At 64.8% G+C, this 21824-nt stretch carries 21 protein-coding genes; 12 read left to right on the forward strand and 9 right to left on the reverse strand.

From position 1 onward, the window contains the following. Window positions 1–686: 686 nt before the first annotated feature. From XH83_RS16700 to XH83_RS16710, 3 genes are all read left to right on the forward strand, one after another. On the forward strand, window positions 687–1253 hold the full coding sequence (locus XH83_RS16700) for an SRPBCC family protein (protein WP_194408011.1): 567 nt from the start codon (window positions 687–689) through the stop codon (window positions 1251–1253). Between the two features lie 2 nt (window positions 1254–1255). After that, the gene (locus XH83_RS16705) at window positions 1256–2209 is read left to right on the forward strand and encodes a cytochrome D1 domain-containing protein (protein WP_194408012.1); all 954 of its coding nucleotides are present in this window, start codon (window positions 1256–1258) and stop codon (window positions 2207–2209) included. A gap of 168 nt (window positions 2210–2377) precedes the next feature. Then, on the forward strand, window positions 2378–2605 hold the full coding sequence (locus XH83_RS16710) for a hypothetical protein (protein ID WP_194408013.1): 228 nt from the start codon (window positions 2378–2380) through the stop codon (window positions 2603–2605). A 38-nt stretch (window positions 2606–2643) separates the two neighbouring features. Here XH83_RS16710 and XH83_RS16715 read toward each other — a convergent pair whose 3' ends face one another. The 4 genes from XH83_RS16715 to XH83_RS16730 form a co-directional block, all read right to left on the reverse strand. Continuing rightward, on the reverse strand, window positions 2644–3318 hold the full coding sequence (locus XH83_RS16715; protein WP_194408014.1) for an HAD family hydrolase: 675 nt from the start codon (window positions 3316–3318) through the stop codon (window positions 2644–2646). A gap of 266 nt (window positions 3319–3584) precedes the next feature. Continuing rightward, on the reverse strand, window positions 3585–3908 hold the full coding sequence (locus tag XH83_RS16720) for a hypothetical protein (protein WP_194408015.1): 324 nt from the start codon (window positions 3906–3908) through the stop codon (window positions 3585–3587). A gap of 46 nt (window positions 3909–3954) precedes the next feature. Continuing rightward, on the reverse strand, window positions 3955–6930 hold the full coding sequence (gene uvrA / locus XH83_RS16725) for an excinuclease ABC subunit UvrA (RefSeq protein ID WP_194408016.1): 2976 nt from the start codon (window positions 6928–6930) through the stop codon (window positions 3955–3957). A 302-nt stretch (window positions 6931–7232) separates the two neighbouring features. Beyond that, on the reverse strand, window positions 7233–7925 hold the full coding sequence (locus XH83_RS16730; RefSeq protein ID WP_194408017.1) for an outer membrane protein: 693 nt from the start codon (window positions 7923–7925) through the stop codon (window positions 7233–7235). A gap of 581 nt (window positions 7926–8506) precedes the next feature. Between XH83_RS16730 and XH83_RS16735 the strand changes: the two genes are divergently transcribed. Further along, window positions 8507–9010 (forward strand): single-stranded DNA-binding protein, encoded by a 504-nt coding sequence (locus tag XH83_RS16735; RefSeq protein WP_194408018.1) that lies wholly within the window; start codon window positions 8507–8509, stop codon window positions 9008–9010. 355 nt (window positions 9011–9365) lie between these two features. Beyond that, on the forward strand, window positions 9366–12098 hold the full coding sequence (gyrA, locus tag XH83_RS16740; RefSeq protein ID WP_194408019.1) for a DNA gyrase subunit A: 2733 nt from the start codon (window positions 9366–9368) through the stop codon (window positions 12096–12098). 57 nt (window positions 12099–12155) lie between these two features. Here gyrA and XH83_RS16745 read toward each other — a convergent pair whose 3' ends face one another. Further along, window positions 12156–14009: a potassium transporter Kup gene (locus XH83_RS16745; protein WP_194408290.1), complete on the reverse strand. Its 1854-nt coding sequence runs from the start codon at window positions 14007–14009 to the stop codon at window positions 12156–12158. A 179-nt stretch (window positions 14010–14188) separates the two neighbouring features. Then, on the reverse strand, window positions 14189–14446 hold the full coding sequence (locus XH83_RS16750) for a hypothetical protein (protein ID WP_194408020.1): 258 nt from the start codon (window positions 14444–14446) through the stop codon (window positions 14189–14191). A 266-nt stretch (window positions 14447–14712) separates the two neighbouring features. Between XH83_RS16750 and coaD the strand changes: the two genes are divergently transcribed. From coaD to queA, 7 genes are all read left to right on the forward strand, one after another. Beyond that, window positions 14713–15210, forward strand: a complete 498-nt coding sequence (gene coaD / locus XH83_RS16755) for a pantetheine-phosphate adenylyltransferase (RefSeq protein WP_194408021.1) — start codon at window positions 14713–14715, stop codon at window positions 15208–15210. 35 nt (window positions 15211–15245) lie between these two features. Next, window positions 15246–15809, forward strand: a complete 564-nt coding sequence (locus tag XH83_RS16760; protein WP_194408022.1) for a peptidylprolyl isomerase — start codon at window positions 15246–15248, stop codon at window positions 15807–15809. A gap of 9 nt (window positions 15810–15818) precedes the next feature. Next, complete coding sequence (locus tag XH83_RS16765; RefSeq protein WP_194408023.1) at window positions 15819–16244, forward strand: hypothetical protein; 426 nt, start codon at window positions 15819–15821, stop codon at window positions 16242–16244. Then, the gene (locus XH83_RS16770) at window positions 16241–16705 is read left to right on the forward strand and encodes a peptidylprolyl isomerase (protein WP_194408024.1); all 465 of its coding nucleotides are present in this window, start codon (window positions 16241–16243) and stop codon (window positions 16703–16705) included. Before XH83_RS16765 ends, XH83_RS16770 begins: the two co-directional genes overlap by 4 nt. 203 nt (window positions 16706–16908) lie before the next feature. After that, complete coding sequence (locus XH83_RS16775) at window positions 16909–17190, forward strand: hypothetical protein (protein WP_194408025.1); 282 nt, start codon at window positions 16909–16911, stop codon at window positions 17188–17190. Beyond that, window positions 17190–17657, forward strand: coding sequence for a PIN domain-containing protein (locus XH83_RS16780; RefSeq protein ID WP_194408026.1), 468 nt, complete (start codon window positions 17190–17192; stop codon window positions 17655–17657). The genes XH83_RS16775 and XH83_RS16780 overlap by 1 nt, the downstream gene beginning before the upstream one ends. Window positions 17658–17675: 18 nt before the next feature. Further along, on the forward strand, window positions 17676–18749 hold the full coding sequence (gene queA / locus XH83_RS16785; protein ID WP_194408027.1) for a tRNA preQ1(34) S-adenosylmethionine ribosyltransferase-isomerase QueA: 1074 nt from the start codon (window positions 17676–17678) through the stop codon (window positions 18747–18749). 164 nt (window positions 18750–18913) lie between these two features. Here the strand turns inward: queA and XH83_RS16790 are convergent, their stop codons facing one another. The 3 genes from XH83_RS16790 to XH83_RS16800 form a co-directional block, all read right to left on the reverse strand. Then, a complete protein-coding gene (locus tag XH83_RS16790; protein ID WP_194408028.1) occupies window positions 18914–19951 on the reverse strand; it encodes an aspartate-semialdehyde dehydrogenase in 1038 nt (345 codons plus the stop codon). 250 nt (window positions 19952–20201) lie between these two features. Continuing rightward, window positions 20202–20801 carry a PepSY domain-containing protein gene (locus XH83_RS16795; RefSeq protein ID WP_194408029.1) on the reverse strand — a complete coding sequence of 200 codons (600 nt, stop codon included), beginning with the start codon at window positions 20799–20801 and terminating at the stop codon, window positions 20202–20204. A gap of 252 nt (window positions 20802–21053) precedes the next feature. After that, complete coding sequence (locus XH83_RS16800) at window positions 21054–21797, reverse strand: TetR/AcrR family transcriptional regulator (protein ID WP_194408291.1); 744 nt, start codon at window positions 21795–21797, stop codon at window positions 21054–21056. Window positions 21798–21824: the final 27 nt, after the last annotated feature.

Below are 21824 nucleotides of genomic sequence, written 5' to 3' on the forward strand. Positions count from 1 at the left end.
AATCCAGAGTCTTTCCGCGGCGGCAGTCTGGATTGCTTCGCTGCGCTGTAATGACGGAGTGGAAGGCAATAGCGCGCCCGGGGCACGAGAGCGGAATTCATCTCCGTATTCGATTCTCAGTTGCGCGCGCCGTCCCGTTCTCGCGGCCCTTCGTGCCCGAGCTTTGCGGTCGTTGTTGCCCTCAAAAGTGCCGAGGGCGCAGGGAAGGCCGGGTGCCGGCTGGCACCCGCGGTCCACTGTGCGAAGCGTGTGCTTAAGGAATCTGCGCAGCGGCATACAGGTGAAGCCAAACATCCGGCCTTCCCTGCGCAGGGGGTTGACGGCTTATGTCGTGCTCTCCTCGGGGAGCGTTGCACTATTGCCCCGTCACCTTGCGGATGGCTGACGCGCAAGGCCCGGTTGGACCGCACGCGTCGCCGCAAGACTTGGCGCACAGACCCCGGGCGCCAGGACCACACGATTTTGCCGTACGCGGGCTGCGCCCGTCGTATGCGCGCGTTGTTTGCTCACGGAGTGACCCGCCCTGCAAACCGACGGCGCGCGACGCGGCCAGGTGATGGGGGTGTGCCGCGCCCCGCCGCGACGGCGCCACGAACCGGTCTCCCCTCGGCCCCAAAATGCGCTAGGATGACCGCAGCGCGCAGTCGAAGTCGCGCATGATCAACGGGACGTATGAGGAAACGAGAATGAGGGTGACGATTGGACGGCGCACGGCCGTGGCTGCGGCGCTGGCTGTCATGGCGGCGGCAGGCTTGACGGCGACCTTTGGCCCGGCCGGGGCCCACGGGCCGACTCGGCAGAAGGTGCGGGAATCCATCGAGATCAATGCGCCGCAAGACAAGGTCTGGGCTGCGATCCGCAATTTCCAGGACATGAGCTGGCTTCCGCCAGTCACCAAGACCACGGGCGAAAAGGGCAACGAGGTCGGCGCGACGCGGACGCTGACTCTGCAGGGCGGTGCGACGGTCGAGGAGGAGCTCTACAAATACGAGCCCGACATGCTGAGCTATTCGTACCGGATCACCAAGGTTGACGTGAAGGTGCTGCCGGTGACCAATTATTCCTCGACCTTGACGGTGTCGCCGGCTTCCGACGGCAAGTCGAAGCTGGAATGGGCCGGCGCGTTCTACCGCGGCTTTCCCAACAACGATCCGCCGCCGGAACTCAACGATGAAGCCGCCAAATCCGCGGTCAGCGGGCTCTACAAGAGCGGGCTCGAGGCGTTGAAGAAGAAGATCGAGAGCGGCAGCTGACCGTGCGCATTCTGGTCCTGGCGGCGCTTGCCGCCAGCCTTTGCCATGCCAGCCTCGGCAGCGCAGCTGCCGAGGAGGCGTTCGTCACCAACCAGCTCAGCGACGATCTGATGGTCGTGGATCTCGCCTCCGCACGCGCGCTGGCAACCATTCCCATCGGCGGCAAGCCGGCGGGCGTTGCGGTCGGCGCGGACGGGCGCTTTGCCTATGTCACGAGCCCCGACGCCAAGGCGGTGACGGTGGTGGACGCCGCGACGCGGCAGGTGGCAGGCCGGATCGAGGTCGGCGGCGGACCGCTCGGCATTGCGGTCGCCCCCGATGGCAAGACCGTCTATGTCGCGGACTGGTATGCGGCGGCGGTGCGGGTGATCGATACGGCCTCACGCAGCATCGCCGCCAGCATCGCGGTCGGCGCCTCGCCATCGGGCCTTGCAGTGACGCCTGACGGCAAGCTACTGCTCTCGGCGGACCGCGACGACGACAGCGTCTCGGTCGTCGACACCGCAACACGCAAGCGCAAGGCGACGATCAAGGTCGGCACCCGTCCGTTCGGCGTCACCATCGATGCCGAGGGCAAGCGCGCCTACACCGCCAATGTCGGCTCCGACGACGTCTCGGTGATCGATCTTGCGGAAGGCAAGGAGATCGGCCGCGTGAAGGTCGGCATGCGCCCCTATGCGGTGGCGCTGACGCAGGGGCGCGGCTTCGTCACCGATCAATATGGCGGCACCGTCAGCGTGTTCGACGTGGCGAGCCTGACGCCGGTCAAGCGCATCAATGTCGGCGACTATCCGGAAGGCATCGCGGCGACCGCTGACGGCAAGCGCGTCATCGTGGCCTGCTGGGAGAGCAACACGCTTATCATCATCGACGCGGCCGAGCTGAAGGTCGTCGGCGAGATCAAGACCGGCGACGGCCCAAGGGCGTTCGGGGCGTTCTTGCGGCGGACGGAGTAGGGGACGGAACACTTGTAGCCCGCACGGAGCGAAGCGAGATGCGGGACGCTGTTCCGGATTGTGCTCCGCTCCATCCGGGCCACGATCGAACCGGACGTCGTATCGCCACGACAGATGCTATCCGGGATTGAATTGCGCCGGGACGCGCGCCGAGTGGAGACGTTTGTGATGGATAAGTGGGTTGAGCTTGCGGTATCGTGGCTGCCGTTCCTGCTGCTGATCGGGCTGTGGTTCTGGTTTTCGCGGCGGCAGGGCATGCAGGCGCGCAGCAAGTCGGGCGTGAGCCTGATCGAGCTCTACGAGCAGCAGGTCGCCGAGACCCGGCGGATGAACGGCTTTCTTGAGCGGATCGCGCTGTCGATGGAGAAGCACGACCCGCCGCGCGGCATTTCATAGCCCGCACGAGCGGAGCGACATGCGGGATGGATCCGTCCTCATCCACTGAGGCTCCCGGATGTCGCTTGGCTCATCCGGGCTACGGCACCGGGGCATAACGCGGACACGATCTCATCCATCCGCTCGAACACGTGATCCGGCCCCCGCGCCCGTAGCGCTGCCGGCGCCGCGTAACCCCAGCAAACCGCGCCGCAGGCGATGCCGACGGCGCGTGCCGCCTCGATGTCGCGCACCTCGTCGCCGATAGCGATGACTTGGCCCGGCTGCACGCCGGCGCGGCGGATGACGCGGCGGAATTTCGCAGGCTTGCCGAACAGCGATGCCGCGCAGTCGAAATGCGAAAACAGCACCGCGGCTTCCCCGAGCTTCTCGCGCGCATTGGCCTCGCTGTCGGACGTCACCAGCGCGAGCTGCACGCCGTTCTCTGTCAGCGTCCGCAGCATCGTCTCGACGCCGGCGAACAGTGCGATCTCGGAAGCCGCCTCCGCCTTCAGCCGCCGCGCATGCCGCGCGATCGCCGGCAGCTTCCAGAGCGGCACCTCGAGGCGGGCGAGGATCTCGCGCGTCGAGGCATGCCGCAGGTCCTCGACGTCCTCATCGGCGACACGGCGAAAATTGAAGCGATCGGCGATGTCGTTGATGACGCGCAGGAACCACGGGAAGCTGTCGGCCAGCGTGCCGTCGAGGTCGAAGATGGCGAGGGCGTAGGGCATGGCGGAGGGAGAAGTGCGGGCGTCGCGCGGCTGGCGAGGCGCCTGAAAAATGCTATCGGAGATGCCTATGTTACCTTCGAGAGGTGGCAGATGTCGGAGCTACTGGCAAGGATTACCGTCGATCCGCAGTGCTTTGGGTGCGTGTCGGCAACATCGACAATCGCGCGCTGATCCGTCAGTTTTTGAGCGCCATGCCGCGAATCGCCGAAGCCGTCGCGCGGGGCGAAGCGGTCATTGAATTCGTCGGCCGGTAGACTAATGGGCGCTTACCGCAACTTGCGTACGTCAACATTGATGTCGATATCGATGTTCTTGACGCAAGTCTGAGTGCTCCGATGCGAGCTGCCCTCGTGCCAGCGGCCGTCGCGCGCCCGGGCGTTGCTGACATTGGCCAGCTTCAGGCATCGCCATTGTGGCAGCGGTCCGCTGCTTTCGCCGGCGAACTGCCAGGCCAGCACGGCTTCCTCACCGGCCTTGTTGGTGCCGATGATGTGCGGACATAGCTCGCGATGGCGGCCCTCGTAGACACAGGTCACCTGCTGCTCGGCGAGGATCGCGTTGCGGAAGAGCGCGTAGGTTCGGCTCGGCATGGAGAACTTTCCCGGCAGCTTGAGCCGGCCGCTCGAGCGGGTGGCGCTACTCCGCCGCCTCGCTCGTGCTCCTTCGCTTCGGCTTGCGCGCTTTCTTCAGCACCGGCTCCAGGAATTTTCCGGTATAGCTCCGCGGCGCCTTGGCGATGTCTTCCGGCGGGCCCCAGGCGACGATCTCGCCGCCGCCGTCGCCGCCTTCGGGGCCGAGGTCGATGACCCAGTCTGCGGTCTTGATGACTTCGAGATTGTGCTCGATGACGACGACCGTGTTGCCCTGCGCGACCAGCTCATGCAGCACCTCCAAGAGCTTCTTGACGTCGTGGAAGTGCAGGCCGGTGGTCGGCTCGTCCAGGATGTAGAGCGTGCGGCCGGTGGCGCGTTTTGACAGCTCCTTGGCGAGCTTGACGCGCTGGGCTTCGCCGCCCGATAGCGTGGTCGCCTGCTGGCCGACATGGATGTAGTCGAGGCCGACGCGGTGCAGGGTCTGGAAGGTTTCGCGCACGCGCGGCACCGCCTTGAAGAATTCGGCGGCTTCTTCGACGGTCATGTCGAGCACGTCGGCGATGCTCTTGCCCTTGAACAGGACTTCGAGCGTCTCGCGGTTGTAGCGCTTGCCCTTGCAGACGTCGCAGGTGACGTAGACGTCGGGCAGGAAGTGCATCTCGATCTTGATGACGCCGTCGCCCTGGCAGGCCTCGCAGCGGCCGCCCTTGACGTTGAAGGAGAAGCGGCCGGGCTCGTAACCGCGCGCCTTGGACTCGGGCAGGCCGGCAAACCATTCGCGGATCGGCGTGAAGGCGCCGGTATAGGTCGCGGGGTTCGAGCGCGGCGTACGGCCGATCGGCGACTGGTCGATGTCGATGATCTTGTCGATGTGCTCGAGGCCCTCGATGCGATCGTGCGGGGCGGCGCCCTCGCTGGCATTGTTCAGCTTGCGGGCGATGGCGCGGTACAGCGTGTCGATCAACAGCGTCGACTTGCCGCCGCCGGAGACGCCGGTGACGCAGGTGAACAGGCCGAGCGGGATCTCGGCGGTGACGTTCTTGAGGTTATTGCCGCGCGCGTTGACCACCTTGATGGTGCGGCGATGGTTCGGCGGGCGCCGCTCCGGGACCTCGACCTCGAGCTCGCCGGTCAGGTACTTGCCGGTCAGCGATTTCGGGTTGCGCATTATCTCGGCGGGCGTGCCTTCGGCGACGATGTGGCCGCCATGCATGCCGGCGCCGGGGCCGATGTCGAGCACGTAGTCGGCGAGGCGAATGGCGTCCTCGTCATGCTCGACCACGACCACGGTATTGCCGAGGTCGCGCAGCCGCTTCAGGGTGTCGAGCAGGCGGGCGTTGTCGCGCTGGTGCAGGCCGATCGAAGGCTCGTCCAGCACGTAGAGCACGCCGGTCAGGCCCGAGCCGATCTGCGAGGCGAGGCGAATGCGCTGGCTCTCGCCGCCGGACAGCGTGCCGGAGGAGCGGGACAAAGTGAGGTAGTTGAGGCCGACGTCGAGCAGGAAGGTGAGGCGCTCGCGGATCTCCTTCAGGATGCGGCCCGCGATCTCGTTCTGCTGCGCGTTGAGCGCGTCGGGCACGGTCTCGAACCATTCGCCGGCCTTCTTGACCGACAGCTCCGAGATCTCGCCGATATGCCTGGCTCCGATCTTGACGCAGAGCGCCTCGGGCTTGAGCCGGAAACCCTTGCATCCCTCGCAGGGCACGTCGTGGAAGTATTTCGCCAGCTCCTCGCGCGCCCACTCGCTTTCGGTCTCGCGGTAGCGGCGGTTGATGTTGGTGATGACGCCCTCGAACGGCTTCTTGGTGTCGTAGGAGCGCACCCCGTCCTCGTAGGAGAACTTGATCTCGTCCTCGCCGGAGCCGTGCAGGATCGCGTTCTGCGTCTTCTTGGGCAGGTCCTTCCACTTGGTGGTCAGCGTGAACTTGTAGTGCTTGCCGAGCGCGGTCAGGGTCTGGATGTAATAGGGCGAGGACGATTTGGCCCATGGCGCGATCGCGCCCTTGCCGATGGCGAGCTCCTTGTCGGGAATGACGAGGTCCTCGTCGACATGCTGCTCGACGCCGAGGCCGCCGCAGGCCGGGCAGGCGCCATAGGGATTGTTGAAGGAGAACAGTCTGGGCTCGACCTCTGGAATCGTGAAGCCCGAGACCGGGCAGGCGAACTTTTCCGAGAAGAGCATGCGCTCGGGCCCGCTCTTGTCGTGGATCTTGGCGGTCTTCTTTTTCTCTTCGGTGGGAGCCGCCGTGGGGGCGTCGGCGAACTCGACGACGGCAAGGCCCTCAGCGAGCTTCAGCGCGGTCTCAAAGCTCTCGGCGAGGCGCTGGCCGATGTCGGCGCGCACCACGATGCGGTCGACGACGACGTCGATGTCGTGCGGGAATTTCTTGTCCAGCGTCGGCGCTTCCGCAAGTTCATGGAAGGTGCCGTCGATCTTGACGCGTTGAAAGCCCTTCTTGAGCCATTCGGCGAGCTCCTTGCGGTACTCGCCCTTGCGGCCGCGCACGACGGGCGCGAGCAGATAGAGGCGGGTGCCCTCGGGCAGCGCCAGCACGCGGTCGACCATCTGCGAGACGGTCTGGCTCTCGATCGGCAGACCGGTGGCCGGCGAATAGGGCACGCCGACGCGCGCCCACAGCAGGCGCATATAGTCGTAGATCTCGGTGACGGTGCCGACGGTCGAGCGCGGGTTCTTCGATGTCGTCTTCTGCTCGATCGAGATCGCGGGCGACAGGCCGTCGATCTGGTCGACGTCGGGCTTCTGCATCATCTCCAGGAATTGGCGCGCATAGGCCGAGAGCGATTCGACGTAGCGGCGCTGGCCCTCGGCGTAGATGGTGTCGAAGGCGAGTGAGGATTTGCCGGAGCCGGAGAGGCCGGTGAACACCACCAGCTTGTCGCGGGGAATCTCGACGTCGATGTTCTTGAGGTTGTGCTCGCGCGCGCCACGGATCGTAATTGCGCGCAGGCTTGAGCCCGCGTTCTGTTGTTGGCGCTTCGCCTTGATCACTTCATCCATCCCGCTGGTCCTCAAGGAATCCAAAGACGCGCGATCGCGCCAATGATGAAGGCGCGCTTCGCCCGGAACCGGGATCGGCGCCGATGGGGTTATCAGCGAACGTAGGAAGAACGCGCGCGGATTTCCAGAGGGAGTTGCGAATCGTCAACGGAATGTTGGCGCGCTGGCGGCATCTGGCAGCAGGCGGGCGCGGAACTGTAGAACGCGGCAGGCGAACGAGCGGGCAAACAACGAGCAAGGGCAAACAAAAAGGCCGGCGCAAGGCCGGCCTTTCGTAACGCGGGTAGCGTTTAAGTCGAAGCTCAGTACTTGGCGACGACCGGGGCGCCGAAGTGATAGTTCACGCCGACCTGCACGGTGTGGAAGTTGAGCGTGCCGGTGGGCAGGGCGCCCGAGAAGTAGGTCTCGCCGCCGAGGCTGCGATAGAGGTACTCGCCCTTGACGGTCCAGTTCGGAGCGAAGAACGCTTCGACGCCCGCACCGACGGTCCAGCCGGAGTGGAACTTGCTGTCGGAGATGGTCACGCCGAGAGCGCTGGCGCTCAGCTTGTTGTCGATCCAGGCATAGCCACCCGTGCCGTAGAACAGCACGTTGTTGACGGCCCAGCCGATACGGCCGCGAACGGTGCCCATCGCATCCGTCTTCGAGCTCAGGGTCGCCGTGGCAACACCGAAGCCGGGGACGAGGACCGGACCGGAGACCGACGCGCTGACGTCAGCCCACGCAGCATCGGCCTCGAGGCCGAACACGACGTTACCGGTCTGCCAGTTGTAGCCGGCGGTGCCGCCGACGAAGCCGCCCTTCATCTTCGGGTCGCCCGAAGCGTTTTCCCAAGCGCCGCCACCGACGACACCGAGATAGAAGCCGGTCCAGTTGTAGACCGAAGCCATCGGAGCGACCGGAGCCTTGGTGTAGGGGCGCGCCGCGAGATCAGCAGCCGAAGCGGGGGCCGCCAGAGCGAACAAACAGGCCGAAGCCAACAAAACCTTTTTCATTTTCAACTAATCCCAGTCCCAGTTTCTGTTGTTGCCTTCCGCGGACGGAAGGGCAGCGGACTCAACGGCCCAACTGATGCCGTGCTTACACCACTGAAGCCGCAAGTTGTGTATCCGAAAAGCCACAGTGGTCGGAAAGGTGATGGTTACTGACTTATTTAACCCCTGAATCGCGCCCCGCCTGAAGAGGAGGGCGCGAGCTGGATCGTTCAATCATCCAAGGATATCAGAGAGATATCCGTGCTTGACGAGTGGCAGGCCGCCCGCGGTCATTCGGGCTGATCATGCCGATGTCGCAATTCCGGCGATGCGCTTAGAACGTGTGAGGCTCCAGGCAGAGCGGCCGGGAGGTTCCCGAGCCGGCGAAAGTCAGAAGTGCGCGTGGCGCTCTGTTCGACGCCCGGCCAGAAAGAACAAATCTGGAACATGACGAAGGTCGGTGCTATATGTGGGGATAACCCAGGGGGTGGTGGGCTGAGCGGCGCCCGCAAGCGTATAGGGTCGCCTCAACAGGGCGCAGAGGAACGCGGGCAGCGCGCTCGGCCTTTTGAAATCAGTGGCATTCGGAGTGGAGAGCGGCGATGGCGGGAAGCGTCAACAAGGTCATTCTGGTTGGAAATCTCGGCAAGGATCCTGAGATCCGCCGCACCCAGGACGGGCGGCCGATTGCGAATTTGAGCATCGCCACCTCGGAGACCTGGCGCGACAAGAATACCGGCGAACGCAAGGAGAAGACCGAGTGGCATCGCGTCGTGATCTTCTCGGAGCCGCTTTGCAAGATCGTCGAACAGTATCTGAAGAAGGGCGCCAAGGTTTACATCGAGGGCGCGCTTCAGACCCGCAAGTACACCGACCAGAGCGGTGTCGAGAAGTATTCGACCGAGGTCGTGCTCCAGGGCTTCAACTCGACGCTCACGATGCTCGACGGCCGCAGCGGCGGCGGTGGAGGTGGAGGCGGCAGCTTCGGCGATGAGCCGGGTGGTGATTTCGGCTCGTCAGGACCCGTCAACAGCGCGCCACGCCGTCCCGTGGCCGCCGGCGGCGGTGGCCGCAACAGTGACATGGACGACGATATCCCGTTCTGAGGACGGTCTGACGATAAGGGGGCGCCGGCAGGTTGGGCCGCGCCTGCCACGTCGTGTCAGCAAACCTTACTAATCGACAGAGCGGGCTCGGGATTTCCGGGCCCGCTTCATGTTTGGGTTGAACTCTGACCGCGCCGGGCAAGCAGGCCGAAGAGGTGCGCGCCACCGCGCGATCATTGAGGTGGCCGAGGCGATTTCGAAGAGCCTGTTCCATGCCCATCCGAGACCCTCGTTGCAAGGCCGTAAGCTATTGGAAAAATAAGCGGAAAAAGCGCTTCCCTCGACCCCGCAAGGGTGGTTATCAGGGCCTCGATGCGCTATATGATTCCCAGATAAAACCTCACCGGATTTCCCCTTGGCTGACGACGACGACAAGCCCGGCGACCAGCCGGCGCAACCCTCGGATATTCGCCCCGTCTCCATCTTCGAGGAGATGAAGAAGTCCTATCTCGACTACGCCATGAGCGTGATCGTGGCGCGGGCGTTGCCTGACGCCCGCGACGGCCTGAAGCCGGTGCACCGCCGCATCCTGTACTCGATGAACGAGCAGGGGCACACACCCGACAAGAAGTACGTCAAATCCGCCCGCGTGGTCGGTGACGTCATCGGTAAGTATCACCCGCACGGCGACCAGTCGATCTACGACGCCATGGTCCGCATGGCGCAGGACTTCTCGATGCGCGTGCCGCTGATCGACGGCCAGGGCAATTTCGGCTCGGTCGACGGCGATCCCGCGGCCGCCTATCGTTACACCGAAGCGCGCCTGACCAAGGCGGCGCTGGCCCTGCTGGCCGACATCGACAAGGACACCGTCGACTTCCAGCCGAACTACGACAACAACGAGACCGAACCGTCGGTCTTGCCGGCCAAGTTCCCGAACCTCCTCGTCAACGGCGCCGGCGGCATCGCGGTCGGCATGGCGACCAACATCCCGCCGCACAATCTCGGCGAGGTCATCGACGCCTGCATCGCGCTGATCGACAACCCCGCGCTGACCATCGACGAACTGATCAACATCGTGCCGGGACCGGATTTTCCGACCGGCGGCGTCATCCTTGGGCGGCAAGGCATCCGCTCGGCCTATCACCTCGGCCGCGGCTCGATCGTGATGCGTGGCAAGGTCGCGATCGAGACCATCCGCAAGGAGCGCGAGGCGATCATCGTCACCGAGATTCCCTACCAGGTGAACAAGGCGACGATGGTCGAGCGCATCGCCGAACTGGTCAAGGAAAAGAAGATCGAGGGCATCGGCGACCTGCGCGACGAATCAGACCGCGAAGGCTACCGCGTGGTCATCGAGTTGAAGCGCGACGCCGTGCCAGACGTCGTGCTGAACCAGCTGTACAGGTTCACGCCGCTGCAGACCAGCTTCGGCGTCAACATGGTGGCGCTCGACAGCGGCCGTCCGCGGATCATGCATCTGAAGGACCTGCTGGCCATCTTCGTCGACTTCCGCGAGCGGGTCGTCACACGGCGCACCAAGTACCTGCTGGCCAAGGCGCGTGATCGCGCCCATATCCTCGTTGGCCTCGCGATCGCGGTCGCCAATATCGACGAGATGATCCGCGTGATCCGGACCTCGCCCGACCCGACCACCGCCCGCGACACCCTGATGTCGCGTGACTGGCCGGCCCGGGACGTCGAGGACATGCTGACGCTGATCGACGATCCGCGCCATCGCATCAGCGCGGATGGCACGATCCGGCTGTCGATGGAGCAGGCGAGGGCCATTCTCGACCTGCGCCTTCAGCGCCTGACCGCCCTCGGCCGTGACGAGATCCGCGACGAGCTCGACAAGCTCGCGGGCGAGATCGCCGATTATCTCGACATCCTGCGCTCGCGCGCCCGCGTGCTCGAGATCATCAAGACCGAGCTCGCCGAGGTGAAGGCCGAGTTCGCAACGCCCCGCCGCACCGTCATCATCGAGCAGGAAGGCGAGGTCGAGGACGAGGACCTGATCCAGCGCGAGGACATGGTCGTCACCGTCTCCCACGCCGGCTACGTCAAGCGCGTGCCGCTGTCGGCCTATCGGGCGCAGCGCCGTGGCGGCAAGGGCCGCGCCGGCATGCAGACCCGCGACGAGGATTTCGTCAGCCGTCTGTTCGTGGCCTCCACGCACACGCCGGTGCTGTTCTTCTCCTCGCGCGGCCAGGTCTACAAGGAGAAGGTCTGGCGCCTGCCGATGGCCGCGCCGAACGCGCGCGGCAAGGCGCTGATCAACATCCTGCCGCTCGAGCAGGGTGAGCGCATCACCACCATCATGCCGCTGCCGGAGGACGAGTCCACCTGGGGCAACCTCGACGTGATGTTCGCGACCACGGGCGGCAACGTCCGGCGCAACAAGCTGTCGGACTTCGTCGACGTCCGCCGCTCCGGCATCATCGCGATGAAGCTCGACGACAATGAAGCGATCGTCGACGTGCAGATCTGCACCGAGCGCGACGACGTGCTGCTGACCGCCGCCGGCGGCCAGTGCATCCGCTTCCCCGTCACCGACGTGCGCGTGTTCACCGGGCGCACCTCGATGGGCGTGCGTGGCATCGCGCTCGGCGAGGGCGACAAGGTGATTTCACTGGCGATCCTGCGCCACGTCGAGACCACCTCGGACGAGCGCTCGGCGTATCTGAAGATGCGCCGCGCGGTCGCCGGCGAATCCGGGGCCGAAGAGGCACAAGTGGACGCCGAGGCCGAGGAGACATCCGGCAGCTTCCAGCTCGCGCAGGAGCGTTATGCCGAGATGTCGGCGCAGGAGCAGGTCGTGCTCACCGTGTCCGTGAACGGCTATGGCAAGCGGACCTCGTCCTACGAGTACCGCACGACGGGCCGCGGCGGCAAAGGCATCGTCGCCATGAGCGTCAACAACCGCAACGGTAATCTGGTTGCCTCGTTCCCGGTCGAGGATGCAGATCAGATCATGCTGGTCACCGACAAGGGCCAGTTGATCCGCTGCCCGGTCGAAGGCATCCGCGTCGCCGGCCGCTCGACACAAGGCGTGATCGTGTTCGACACGGCCGAGGACGAGCACGTGGTCTCAGTCGAGCACATCACGGAAGAGGCGGAGAGCGGCAACGGGGCGAATGGCGAATAGCGAGTGGCGAATAGGGGGGCTTCCCTATTCGCTATTCGCCACCCACCATTCGCGCAGTCAAATCTCCAGCTCCGTGCCGAACTCCACGACCTGCTTGGTCGGCACGCCGAAGAACGCGGCCGAGCGTTCGGCGTTGCGCTGCAGGAAGGCGAACACGCTTTCGCGCCAGACCCACATGCCCGGCACGTCCTCGCGCGGGATGATGGTCTCGCGGCCGACGTAATAGGTGATCTCGGAGAGATCGATGCCGGCCAGCTTGCCCTGGCGGCAGACCAGCTTCAGCCCTTCATAGATCGTCGGATTCTGCATGAAGCCGTAATGTAAGACCACGCGGGTGATGCCGGGGATGATCTCGATCACCTCGGCGCGTTCCTCGTCCGCGATGTGCGGCAATTCCTCGATCAGTACGGTGACCAGCAGCACGCGCTCGTGCAGCACGCGGTTGTGCCTGACGAACTGAGTGAGCGCGAGCGGCACGCCGCGCGGCGCGGAGGCCAGGTACACGGCGGTCCCGGGCAGTCGCGCATGGCATTTGTTGACCGCAGTCTCGATCAGGTCCTCCTCGGGCTGGCGCAGCCGGGCGCGGGCCGCCTCGACCAGCCTCACGCCGGCCCGCCAGGTCAGCATCAGGAAGGCGACGAGGCCGGCGAGCAGCAACGGAAACCAGCCGCCCTCGAACAGCTTGATCGAGTTGGCCGAGAAGAAGATCAGATCGATGACGAAGAAGAAGCCGTTCACGGCAACGACCAGCCAGGGCGAAAAGCCCCACTGGATCGCGACCAGCGCGGCGAGCAGCGTGGTGATCGCCATCAGCAGCGAGACCGCAATGCCATAGGCGCCGGCGAGGGCGTCCGAGGAGCCGAAGCTCAGGACGGCGCCCAGCGTTGCAGCCGCAAGCAGCCAGTTCACCAGCGGCACGTAGATCTGGCCGATCGCATCGCTCGTGGTATGGCGGATCTGCATGCGCGGCAGGAAGCCGAGCTGGATCGATTGCTGCGTCAGCGAGAACACGCCGGAGATGATCGCTTGCGAGGCGATCACGGTCGCGATCGCGGAGAATGCGACGAGCAGGTAGTGCAGGGCGTCGGGGCAGAGCTGGAAGAACGGGTTCTCGATCATCGTGGGATCGGTGATCAGCAGCGCGGCCTGGCCGAAATAGTTCAGCACCAGGGCGGGCAGGCAGATCGCGAACCAGGCCAGCCGGATCGGCAGGCGACCGAAATGTCCCATGTCGGCATACATGGCCTCGCCGCCGGTCACCGCGAGAAAAGCCGCGCCGAGGATTCCGAACGAGATGTGGAAGTCCTGGTGGATCAGGAAATTGAACGCATAGAACGGGCTGAGCGCCGCCAGCACCGCCGGCGCCTTGACGATGCCGTGGATGCCGAGCGCGGCGAGTACGACGAACCAGGCCAGCATCACCGGCCCGAAGATGCGGCCGATGAAGCCGGTGCCCTGCTTCTGCATCATGAACAGGCCGATCAGGATGACGACGGTGACGGGCACGACGGCGGGCGCGAGCGAGGGGGCATCGACCTTGAGGCCCTCGATGGCGCTGAGCACCGAGATGGCCGGCGTGATCGCGCCATCGCCATAGAGCAGGGCGGCTCCGATCAGGCCGACCACCAGGAGATGGGCACGCCAGGTGCCGGGCTGGGCGTGGCGGGCATGCAGCAGCGCCAGAAGCGCGACGATGCCGCCTTCGCCGCGGTTGTCCGCACGCAGGATCAACAGCGCATATTTGAGCGAGATGATCAGCAGCAGCGCCCAGAGGATCAGCGAGGCGACGCCGAGGACAGCGTCGTGACTGAGCGTGCCGCCATGGGCGGCCGCCTTGGCGGCTTCCTTCAGGGCGTAGAGGGGGCTGGTGCCGATATCGCCATAGACGACGCCGAGGGCGCCCATGGTCATGGCGAGCGGCAGCGGGTCAGGATGGTGGCCGGAAGCGACTGCGGGCGTACTGGACAAGGGCGGCCCCCAATGGGATCGCGCCCGACGGGCCATTCCGCCGGGCGCGAGCATCACGCAGTCTGCGATGGGGCGTCGCAAAATTCCATCAGGATTATATGACGCGAAGCTGACAGACCCGACTACGGGGTCCGGTTGGCGGTCACGAGGCGGGCCTCGCGGATGGTCGCCTTGGTGCCGGCACGGCGCAGGCAGGACACCTCGAAGTTCGGCCAGGCCTGCTGGGAGCAGTCCTTTCCGACGGTGCGGATATCGAGCCGGTCGCTCTTGGCCAGCGGCTGCGGCACGCTGGCTTCGACGGTCGGGGCAAAGCCGGGCAGCAGGGTGAGGGCTGCGGCAACACATGCAGAGAGAGCGATCGCTGAAAGAGCCTTGATCATTTGACAGTCCCCTGTGATGCGGCCGCCTACGCCCAGTGTGCGACCCGTCATTCGTTGGCCGGATTAGTAACCATGGCCAGTTTCCGGACGTCTTCGCCGGCGCGGGAAATGGTTTCGTGCCCCCGCCGGTTTGTTTCGTGGCCGCTCTCAGGACGAAACAAACCGGCCGTCGCCGACACGGCCGGCGGGATATTCTGCCGGAAACGGCCAAGGCCGAGGAACCCGCCCGGCTTGCCGGCCCGGGCCGGGCGCGGTAGGAGGGGGCCATGCCGCGTATCGCCTTCTATCCCGGTTCCTTCGACCCCATCACCAACGGCCATCTGGACGTGGTCCGGCACAGCGTATCGCTGTGCGACAGGCTCGTCGTCGCGATCGGGGTCCACCCCGGCAAGAAGCCGCTATTCTCGACCGAGGAGCGGCTCAAGATGCTCCATGACGTCTGCGGGCCGGTGGCGGCCAAGGCCGGCTGCGTGCTCGAAGCCGTGACGTTCGACGACCTGTCGGTGACCGCGGCGCGCAAGCACGGTGCGACCATCATGATTCGGGGCCTGCGCGACGGCAGCGACCTCGATTACGAGATGCAGCTCGCCGGCATGAACGAGGCGATGGCGCCGGAAGTGCATACCGTCTTCCTGCCGGCCTCTCCCATGGTTCGCCCGATCACCGCCACTTTGGTGCGCCAGATCGCCGGCATGGGCGGGGACGTCTCGACCTTCGTCCCGCCGATCGTTGCGGCCCAGCTCAAGGTAAAATTCGCCGGATAACGGCGCGCTTCCTCTTTCTCTGATCCGGAGTTGTCATGATCCGAATTCTCGCAGTTCTTGCCGCGCTCGTGTTCGCGGTGCCCGCGGTGGCGCAGCAATTGCCGGCCAACCTCGACAAGGCCAACGCCATCGTCATCGACAGCACCAAGGGCCGCATCGTCATCAAGCTGCGCACCGACATCGCGCCCCAGCATGCCGAGCGCATCAAGCAGCTCGCGCGCGAGGGCTATTACAACAACGTGCCGTTCCATCGTGTCATGGACGGCTTCATGGCGCAGACCGGCGACGGCGAGAAGTTCAACGGCACCGGTGGATCGAAATATCCGAACCTGAAGCAGGAATTCTCCAAGGTGCATTTTGCCCGCGGCATCGTCGGCATGGCCCGGCGCGGCGACAGCGTCGACAGCGCCAACTCGCAATTCTTCATCATGTTCGCCGACGGCGGCAGCCTCGACAACCAGTACACCGTGGTCGGCGAGGTCGTGCAGGGCATGGACGTCGTCGACAAGCTGAAGAAGGCGCCGCCCGGCTCCCCCGGCGGCGCCGTAACCGATCCCGACAAGATGGTGAAGGTGCAGGTCGCCTCCGACATCAAATAAGAGGTGGCGATGGCGCGCCGTGGCAAAAAGCTCATCGTAGCTGCCGCGGCGCTCCTGCTTGGCCTCTCCGGCGCGGCCGCCGAGGACGTGCAGGTCAACACCATCCAGGACGTCTTCCGGCATCTGCGCACCTGCTGGAAACCGCCGCCGCCCGCCAGGGCCCGCCCACTCGACATCACCGTCGTCGTGAGCTTTAACCGGGCCGGAAACATTCTGGGCCATCCGAGGATTACCTATGAATCCGCGGAGGCCTCCGACAACGACCGGCTGCAATACCGGATCGCGGTGATGGAGGCGTTGCAACGCTGCACACCGATGCCATTTACCGATGCAATGGCCGGCGCTGCCGCGGGACGTCCATTCGCAATCCAGTTCCGTAACCGCAAAACGTCGCCTGACAAGCCTTCACCCCCAACGCAAGAGAGACGAGCATGAGCGTCACCGAAAACACCCTGATCCTCGAGACCACGCAGGGCCCCGTCACCATCGAGATGCGGCCTGATCTGGCGCCCGGCCACGTCGCGCGTATCAAGGAACTGGTCCGCGAAGGCTTCTACGACGGCATCGTGTTCCACCGCGTGATCGACGGCTTCATGGCGCAGACCGGCTGCCCGCAGGGCACCGGCACCGGCGGCTCCGGCAAGAAGCTGAAGGCCGAGTTCAACAAGGAGCCGCATGTGCGCGGCACCACCTCGATGGCGCGCGCCGCCAATCCCGATTCCGGCGACAGCCAGTTCTTCATCTGCTTCGACGACGCCCGCTTCCTCGACAACCAGTACACGGTGTGGGGCAAGGTCACCGAGGGCATGGAGAACGTCGACAAGATCAAGCGCGGCGAGCCCGTGCAGAATCCCGACAAGATCGTCAAGGCGCGGATGGCGGCGGACAAGGAATAAGCACGCACCCTCATTCTGGGACGGCTCGGGAATCTCGCGCCGACCTCAGGAGTGCAATCGCCGCGCTGGCTGCGCGGCGATTGGAATTGAGGGGCACTGCCGGCTTTGGGGTCAAGCTTGGAACGACATGAGGCGAGCGACGGTTGGGCCCGAAAGTGCTATTCTCGCCGAAGGGTTTGGAAGGAAGATCACGCGAGGCGAAGATGGATGTACAGCAGGCCGTAAGGTTGGCGAAGGATTGGGTGCTCGACGTCATGAAGGACGAAGACCCCATTAATCTTGGGCTTGAGGAGGTGGAGTTCGACGAACTAAGCCAAGTGTGGAAGATCACCCTTGGTTTCTCTCGTCCCTGGAATTCCGCCAAGAGCGCTCTTTCAACCCTGACCGGGGATGCCGCATTGAGGCGGGCATATCGTACGGTCCTCGTTGATGACAAGAATGGGCGAGTCAAGGGGATGGTGCGGAAGGTAAGCGTTGACGATTGATGACACGTCAAACTCTGATCTTAGATGCCAATTTGATCGTCTTACTTGTTGTTGGATTGGCAGATGAGCGCGCCGTTCCAAAACACAAGCGCACGCGTGCTTACACCATCAACGACTTCCGCTTGTTGCTCGACGTAATCTCCGAGTATCGAGAGCTTGCGGTGCTGCCAAACGCCCTCTCAGAAGCGTCCAATCTCCTAGAATTTGAAGGAAACGGTCTTCCGGAGAAAATATCGCGTCGATTTCTTCAATTCGTTTCTACAACGAGAGAGATCTATATCCCGAGTTTGAGTGCCACTGAACGAGCGGAGTTCCGACGCTTGGGATTGACGGATTCAGCCACCCTGGAGGCGGGCAAGGCGGGCGTTCATATTCTCTCTGCAGACCTTGGCCTATATCTGGCGGCAGTCAGTGCGGGGTACAGCGCAGCGAATTTCATACATGCTATTGAAGCTGCGCGGGCTTGATCCTCCGGATTGAAATGGATGCGCACCGACCTCTTCGATTTCGAACTGCCGCCCGAGCGCATCGCGTTGCGCCCGGCGAGCCCGCGCGACTCCGCCAAGATGCTGGTCGTGGAGAACGGCGCGCTGCGCGACCAGACCATCGCCGACCTCGCACGATGGCTGAGGGCCGGCGACCAGCTCGTCGTCAACGACACCAAGGTGATCGCGGCGCAACTGAAGGGCCGGCGCATCGGCCGCGAGACCGAGCCCAGGATTGAGGCGACGCTGATCAAGCGGCTCGACGGCTCGCGCTGGCAGGCGCTGGTGAAGCCCGCCAAGAAGCTCGTCGCCGGCGACCGGGTCCGCTTCGGCAATGAAGGCAAGGTCTGCCTGCTCGGCCATCTCGACGCCGAGGTCGAGGCCAAGGGCCTCGAGGGCGAGGTGACGCTGTCGTTCTCGTTCCACGGCCCGGCGCTGGACCAGGCCATCGCCGATCTCGGCAGCCCGCCGCTGCCGCCCTACATCGCTTCCAAGCGCACGCCCGACGATCAGGACCTCGCCGACTACCAGACCATGTTTGCGGCGAACGAAGGCGCCGTCGCCGCGCCGACGGCCGGCCTGCATTTCACCCCGGCACTGGAGCAGGCGCTGCGCGCGCGCGACGTGGGCGTCAACAGGGTCACGCTGCATGTCGGGGCAGGGACGTTCCTGCCGGTGAAGGTCGAGGACACCGAAGCCCACAAGATGCACGCCGAGTGGGGCACGATCTCGGCCGAGACGGCAGAGCGTCTCAACACGGCGCGAAAGAATGGCGGCCGTATCATCGCGGTCGGCACCACGTCATTGCGGCTGCTGGAGAGCGCCGCACGCGAGGATGGCACCATCCAGCCCTTCGCCGCCGAGACGTCGATCTTCATCACCCCCGGCTATCGCTTCCGCGCCGTCGATATCCTGATGACCAATTTCCATTTGCCGAAGTCGACGCTGTTCATGCTGGTGTCAGCCTTCTCGGGGCTCGAGACGATGAAGGCGGCGTATGCGCACGCCATCGCGAATGGGTATCGGTTTTATTCGTACGGGGATGCGTGTTTGCTGTTTCGAGCGAACGACTGACGTTACGCCGCAGGGAGGGCAAAGCGAAGCGTGCCCACGTCTTTTCTGAATGCGGAGAGCGATGGCGGGCATAAGCACCATGCCCACCATCTTTTCATGATCGAGACAGTTGGTGGGCACGCTGCGCTGCGCCTACCCTACGATACCGGTTACCACGACATCGACTATGCCATCACGCGCTGCGGCAGCAGCTCGGCGATCTGCACCGCGTTCAGCGCTGCGCCCTTGAGCAGCTGATCGGCCGCGACGAACATCGAGATCGAATGGCCGCTGGGGTCGCTGAGATCCTTGCGGATGCGGCCGACCAGGACGTCGTCCTGGCCCGAGGCGTCGATCGGCATCGGGAAGTAGTTCCTGGCGCGGTCGTCGACGACCTTGACGCCCGGCGCCTGCGCCATGATGGCGCGGACCTGGTCCTCGCTGATCGGCTTCTCGCATTCGAAGGTGATGGCCTCGCAATGTGCGCGCAGCACCGGTACGCGCACGCAGGTGACGCCGATCGCGATTGTCTCGTCTTCGAAGATCTTGCGGGTCTCCTTGATGACCTTGGTCTCTTCGTCGTTATAGCCGGTGTCGGGGTCGATCGCCGTGTTGTGGTTGAAGAGGTTGAAGGCGTAGGGGTGCGGCATCACCTTCGGCGTATAGACCTGCCCGTTGAGATTGGCGCGGGTGGATTCGACCAGCTCCTCCATCGCGGCGGCGCCAGCGCCGCTTGCGGCCTGATAGGTCGAGATGATCACGCGCTTGATGCGGTTCTTCTGGTGGATCGGCCACAATGGCACCAGCGCGGTGATCGCCGCGCAGTTCGGGTTGGCGATGATGCCCTTGTGATCCCTGATGCGGTTCGCGTTGATCTCGGGGATCACCAGCGGCACGTTCGGGTCCATGCGGAAAGCGGAGGAGTTGTCGACCACGACCGCGCCGGACTTGACGGCGATCGGCGCATACTTCTTCGAAATGCTCCCGCCGGCGGAGAACAGGGCGATGTCGACACCCTCGAAGGACCGCTCGGTCAGCTCCTCGATCACGATCGGCTGACCGCGGAACGACACCGTCTTGCCGGCCGAGCGGGCGCTGGCGAGCGCCTTGAGCTTGCCGACGCGAAAGCCGCGCTTGTCCATGGTGGCGATGAATTCGGCGCCCACCGCACCGGTGACGCCGACAATCGCGACGACAGGATCGTTACTCACTTTGTCCTCCATTGAGATTTGCGAACAAGACAACAAAAAAGCCCCGGTCCATCGAGGGCGGGGCTTGCCGTAGAGCTGATGCGTTTAAGTCGATGACTTACGTGCGCACGCCTCCCCGGGCCCCTGAGGCCGTGGTGGTTTTGGTCGTGCGTTTGGTGGTCGTGAACATGGCGGCGACTTATGCGGGAGAGTCTTGCGGCCGTCAATGGCTTTTCGTTCCCGGCCGATGCCGGGGGCGAAGCCTGCCGCTATCTAGCAGCCGCTATTTCCTGGCGCCCGGGGGCTCCAGGATGACCTCCTTGAGGTCGTCGCCGCTGATCACGACGATCGCGAAATTGAGCCGGCCGCGTTCGCGCACGAGGCCACCGCTGATCGCCTTGCCCGAGGCTGCGCGCTCGGCAACACGCACGGCATCCGCGAGACGGTGCCTGATCGCACCGAGGGCCGCAAGGTTGCTGCGATCGTCGTTGTCGAGCTCGGCGAGGGGGAGGGCAGCTTCTCCGCCGACGAGTTCGCCCGTCGCTGCATTGATGGTGTGGCGCCAGATCCGGTCGTTGTGCAGGGTCTTCACGCGATACACCGGCACGCCGGCGGCTCCGTCAAAACTCACATCCGCCGTGGTGGCGCCGGCGTGACGGGCTTCGGCGATCGCCATGGCCTGGCTGATCGAGATCGACGAGCTGCGGAAACGCTCGATCTCGCGGCTGACGGCTTGGCGGTCGGCCTCGGCATCACCATCTGCATCGCTGTGAAGGGCAGTCGGCGTGCCCGCGGTCACGATCGCCCGGGCGGGCGCGGCGAGGAGCAGGGCGGACAGGCCGATCGCCAGCAGTCCTGAAGTCCATCGTTTGGCTGTCGTCATGCTCGAAACCCTCGACCAGCGAGTGTGCCGGATGATCGTAAAGAATTCGCGGCCGGCCTTGGGCGTCGGCCGGCCGCGGAGCGACGCACCGGGCTGTACCCGGCACGGCGATCTCAGCGGTACGGGCCACCTTTGGGGCTGGTGAAAAAAGCGGTCCGTATCGCTTATAACTAAACCATACCGTATCGTTTTATTTGGGTCAACGGCTCCTCCCGTATCCCCATGGGGATAGATCGTGCGTTCACGGAAATGTCAGCGTGAGGGGCGGCGGCGTGGCGCGGCTTTGGTGGTCTGGACGCGGTCCGCAGGTCCGAGCGCGCCGGCCAGGAACAGCTTGATCGCGACGCGCATCCGCTTCTCGGCGGCCTTCATCTCGAGGGCCGTTCCGAAGGTCGCCAAGCGGTGGGTGTGACCGACGACCACATCGAGGAATACCTCGGCCGCAATGGTGGTATCCTCGACATCGAGCGCGCCTTGCGCCACCAGATTGTCGAAGAAGCGCGCGGTGGTGGCGACCGCCTTGAGCCAGCCTTCCTCCTTGCCGAGCTTGGCGACATCAGGGAAATTGATCGCCTGCGACGTCATCATGCGGCTGAAGGCGACGGCGTCCGGACCGCAGGTGAACGTCAGCATCTCGCGTCCGATCTCGATCAGCCGTTGCTCGACCGGGATGTCCGAGGCGCTGGAGAGCTGCGTCTCGGCGGCTGCCGACAACGGCGCGAGCCAGCGCGCGATCTCGCGCCTCAGCACGGCGGCGAACAGGCCGCGCTTGTCGCCGTAGCGGGAATAGACGGTGGGCTTGCTCACCCGGGCCGCTTCCGCGACCGCATCGAGCGAGGTTGCGTCGAAGCCGCGATCCAGGAACAGACGGGTGGCGACCTCGATCAGCCGCTGGTCGCGCTCGATCGCGGCGGTCTTCGTCGGCCGGCCGCCGCGCGACTTCGGCACCTCGCGCCGCGGCGCAGCCGCTCTCGTCCTGGTCGCAGTCAATCCCATGCCCAATGATTCCTGCGCGTTTCTGAC

The organism is Bradyrhizobium sp. CCBAU 53351 (genome assembly GCF_015291745.1).
In the GTDB taxonomy this organism is placed as follows: Bacteria; Pseudomonadota; Alphaproteobacteria; order Rhizobiales; family Xanthobacteraceae; genus Bradyrhizobium.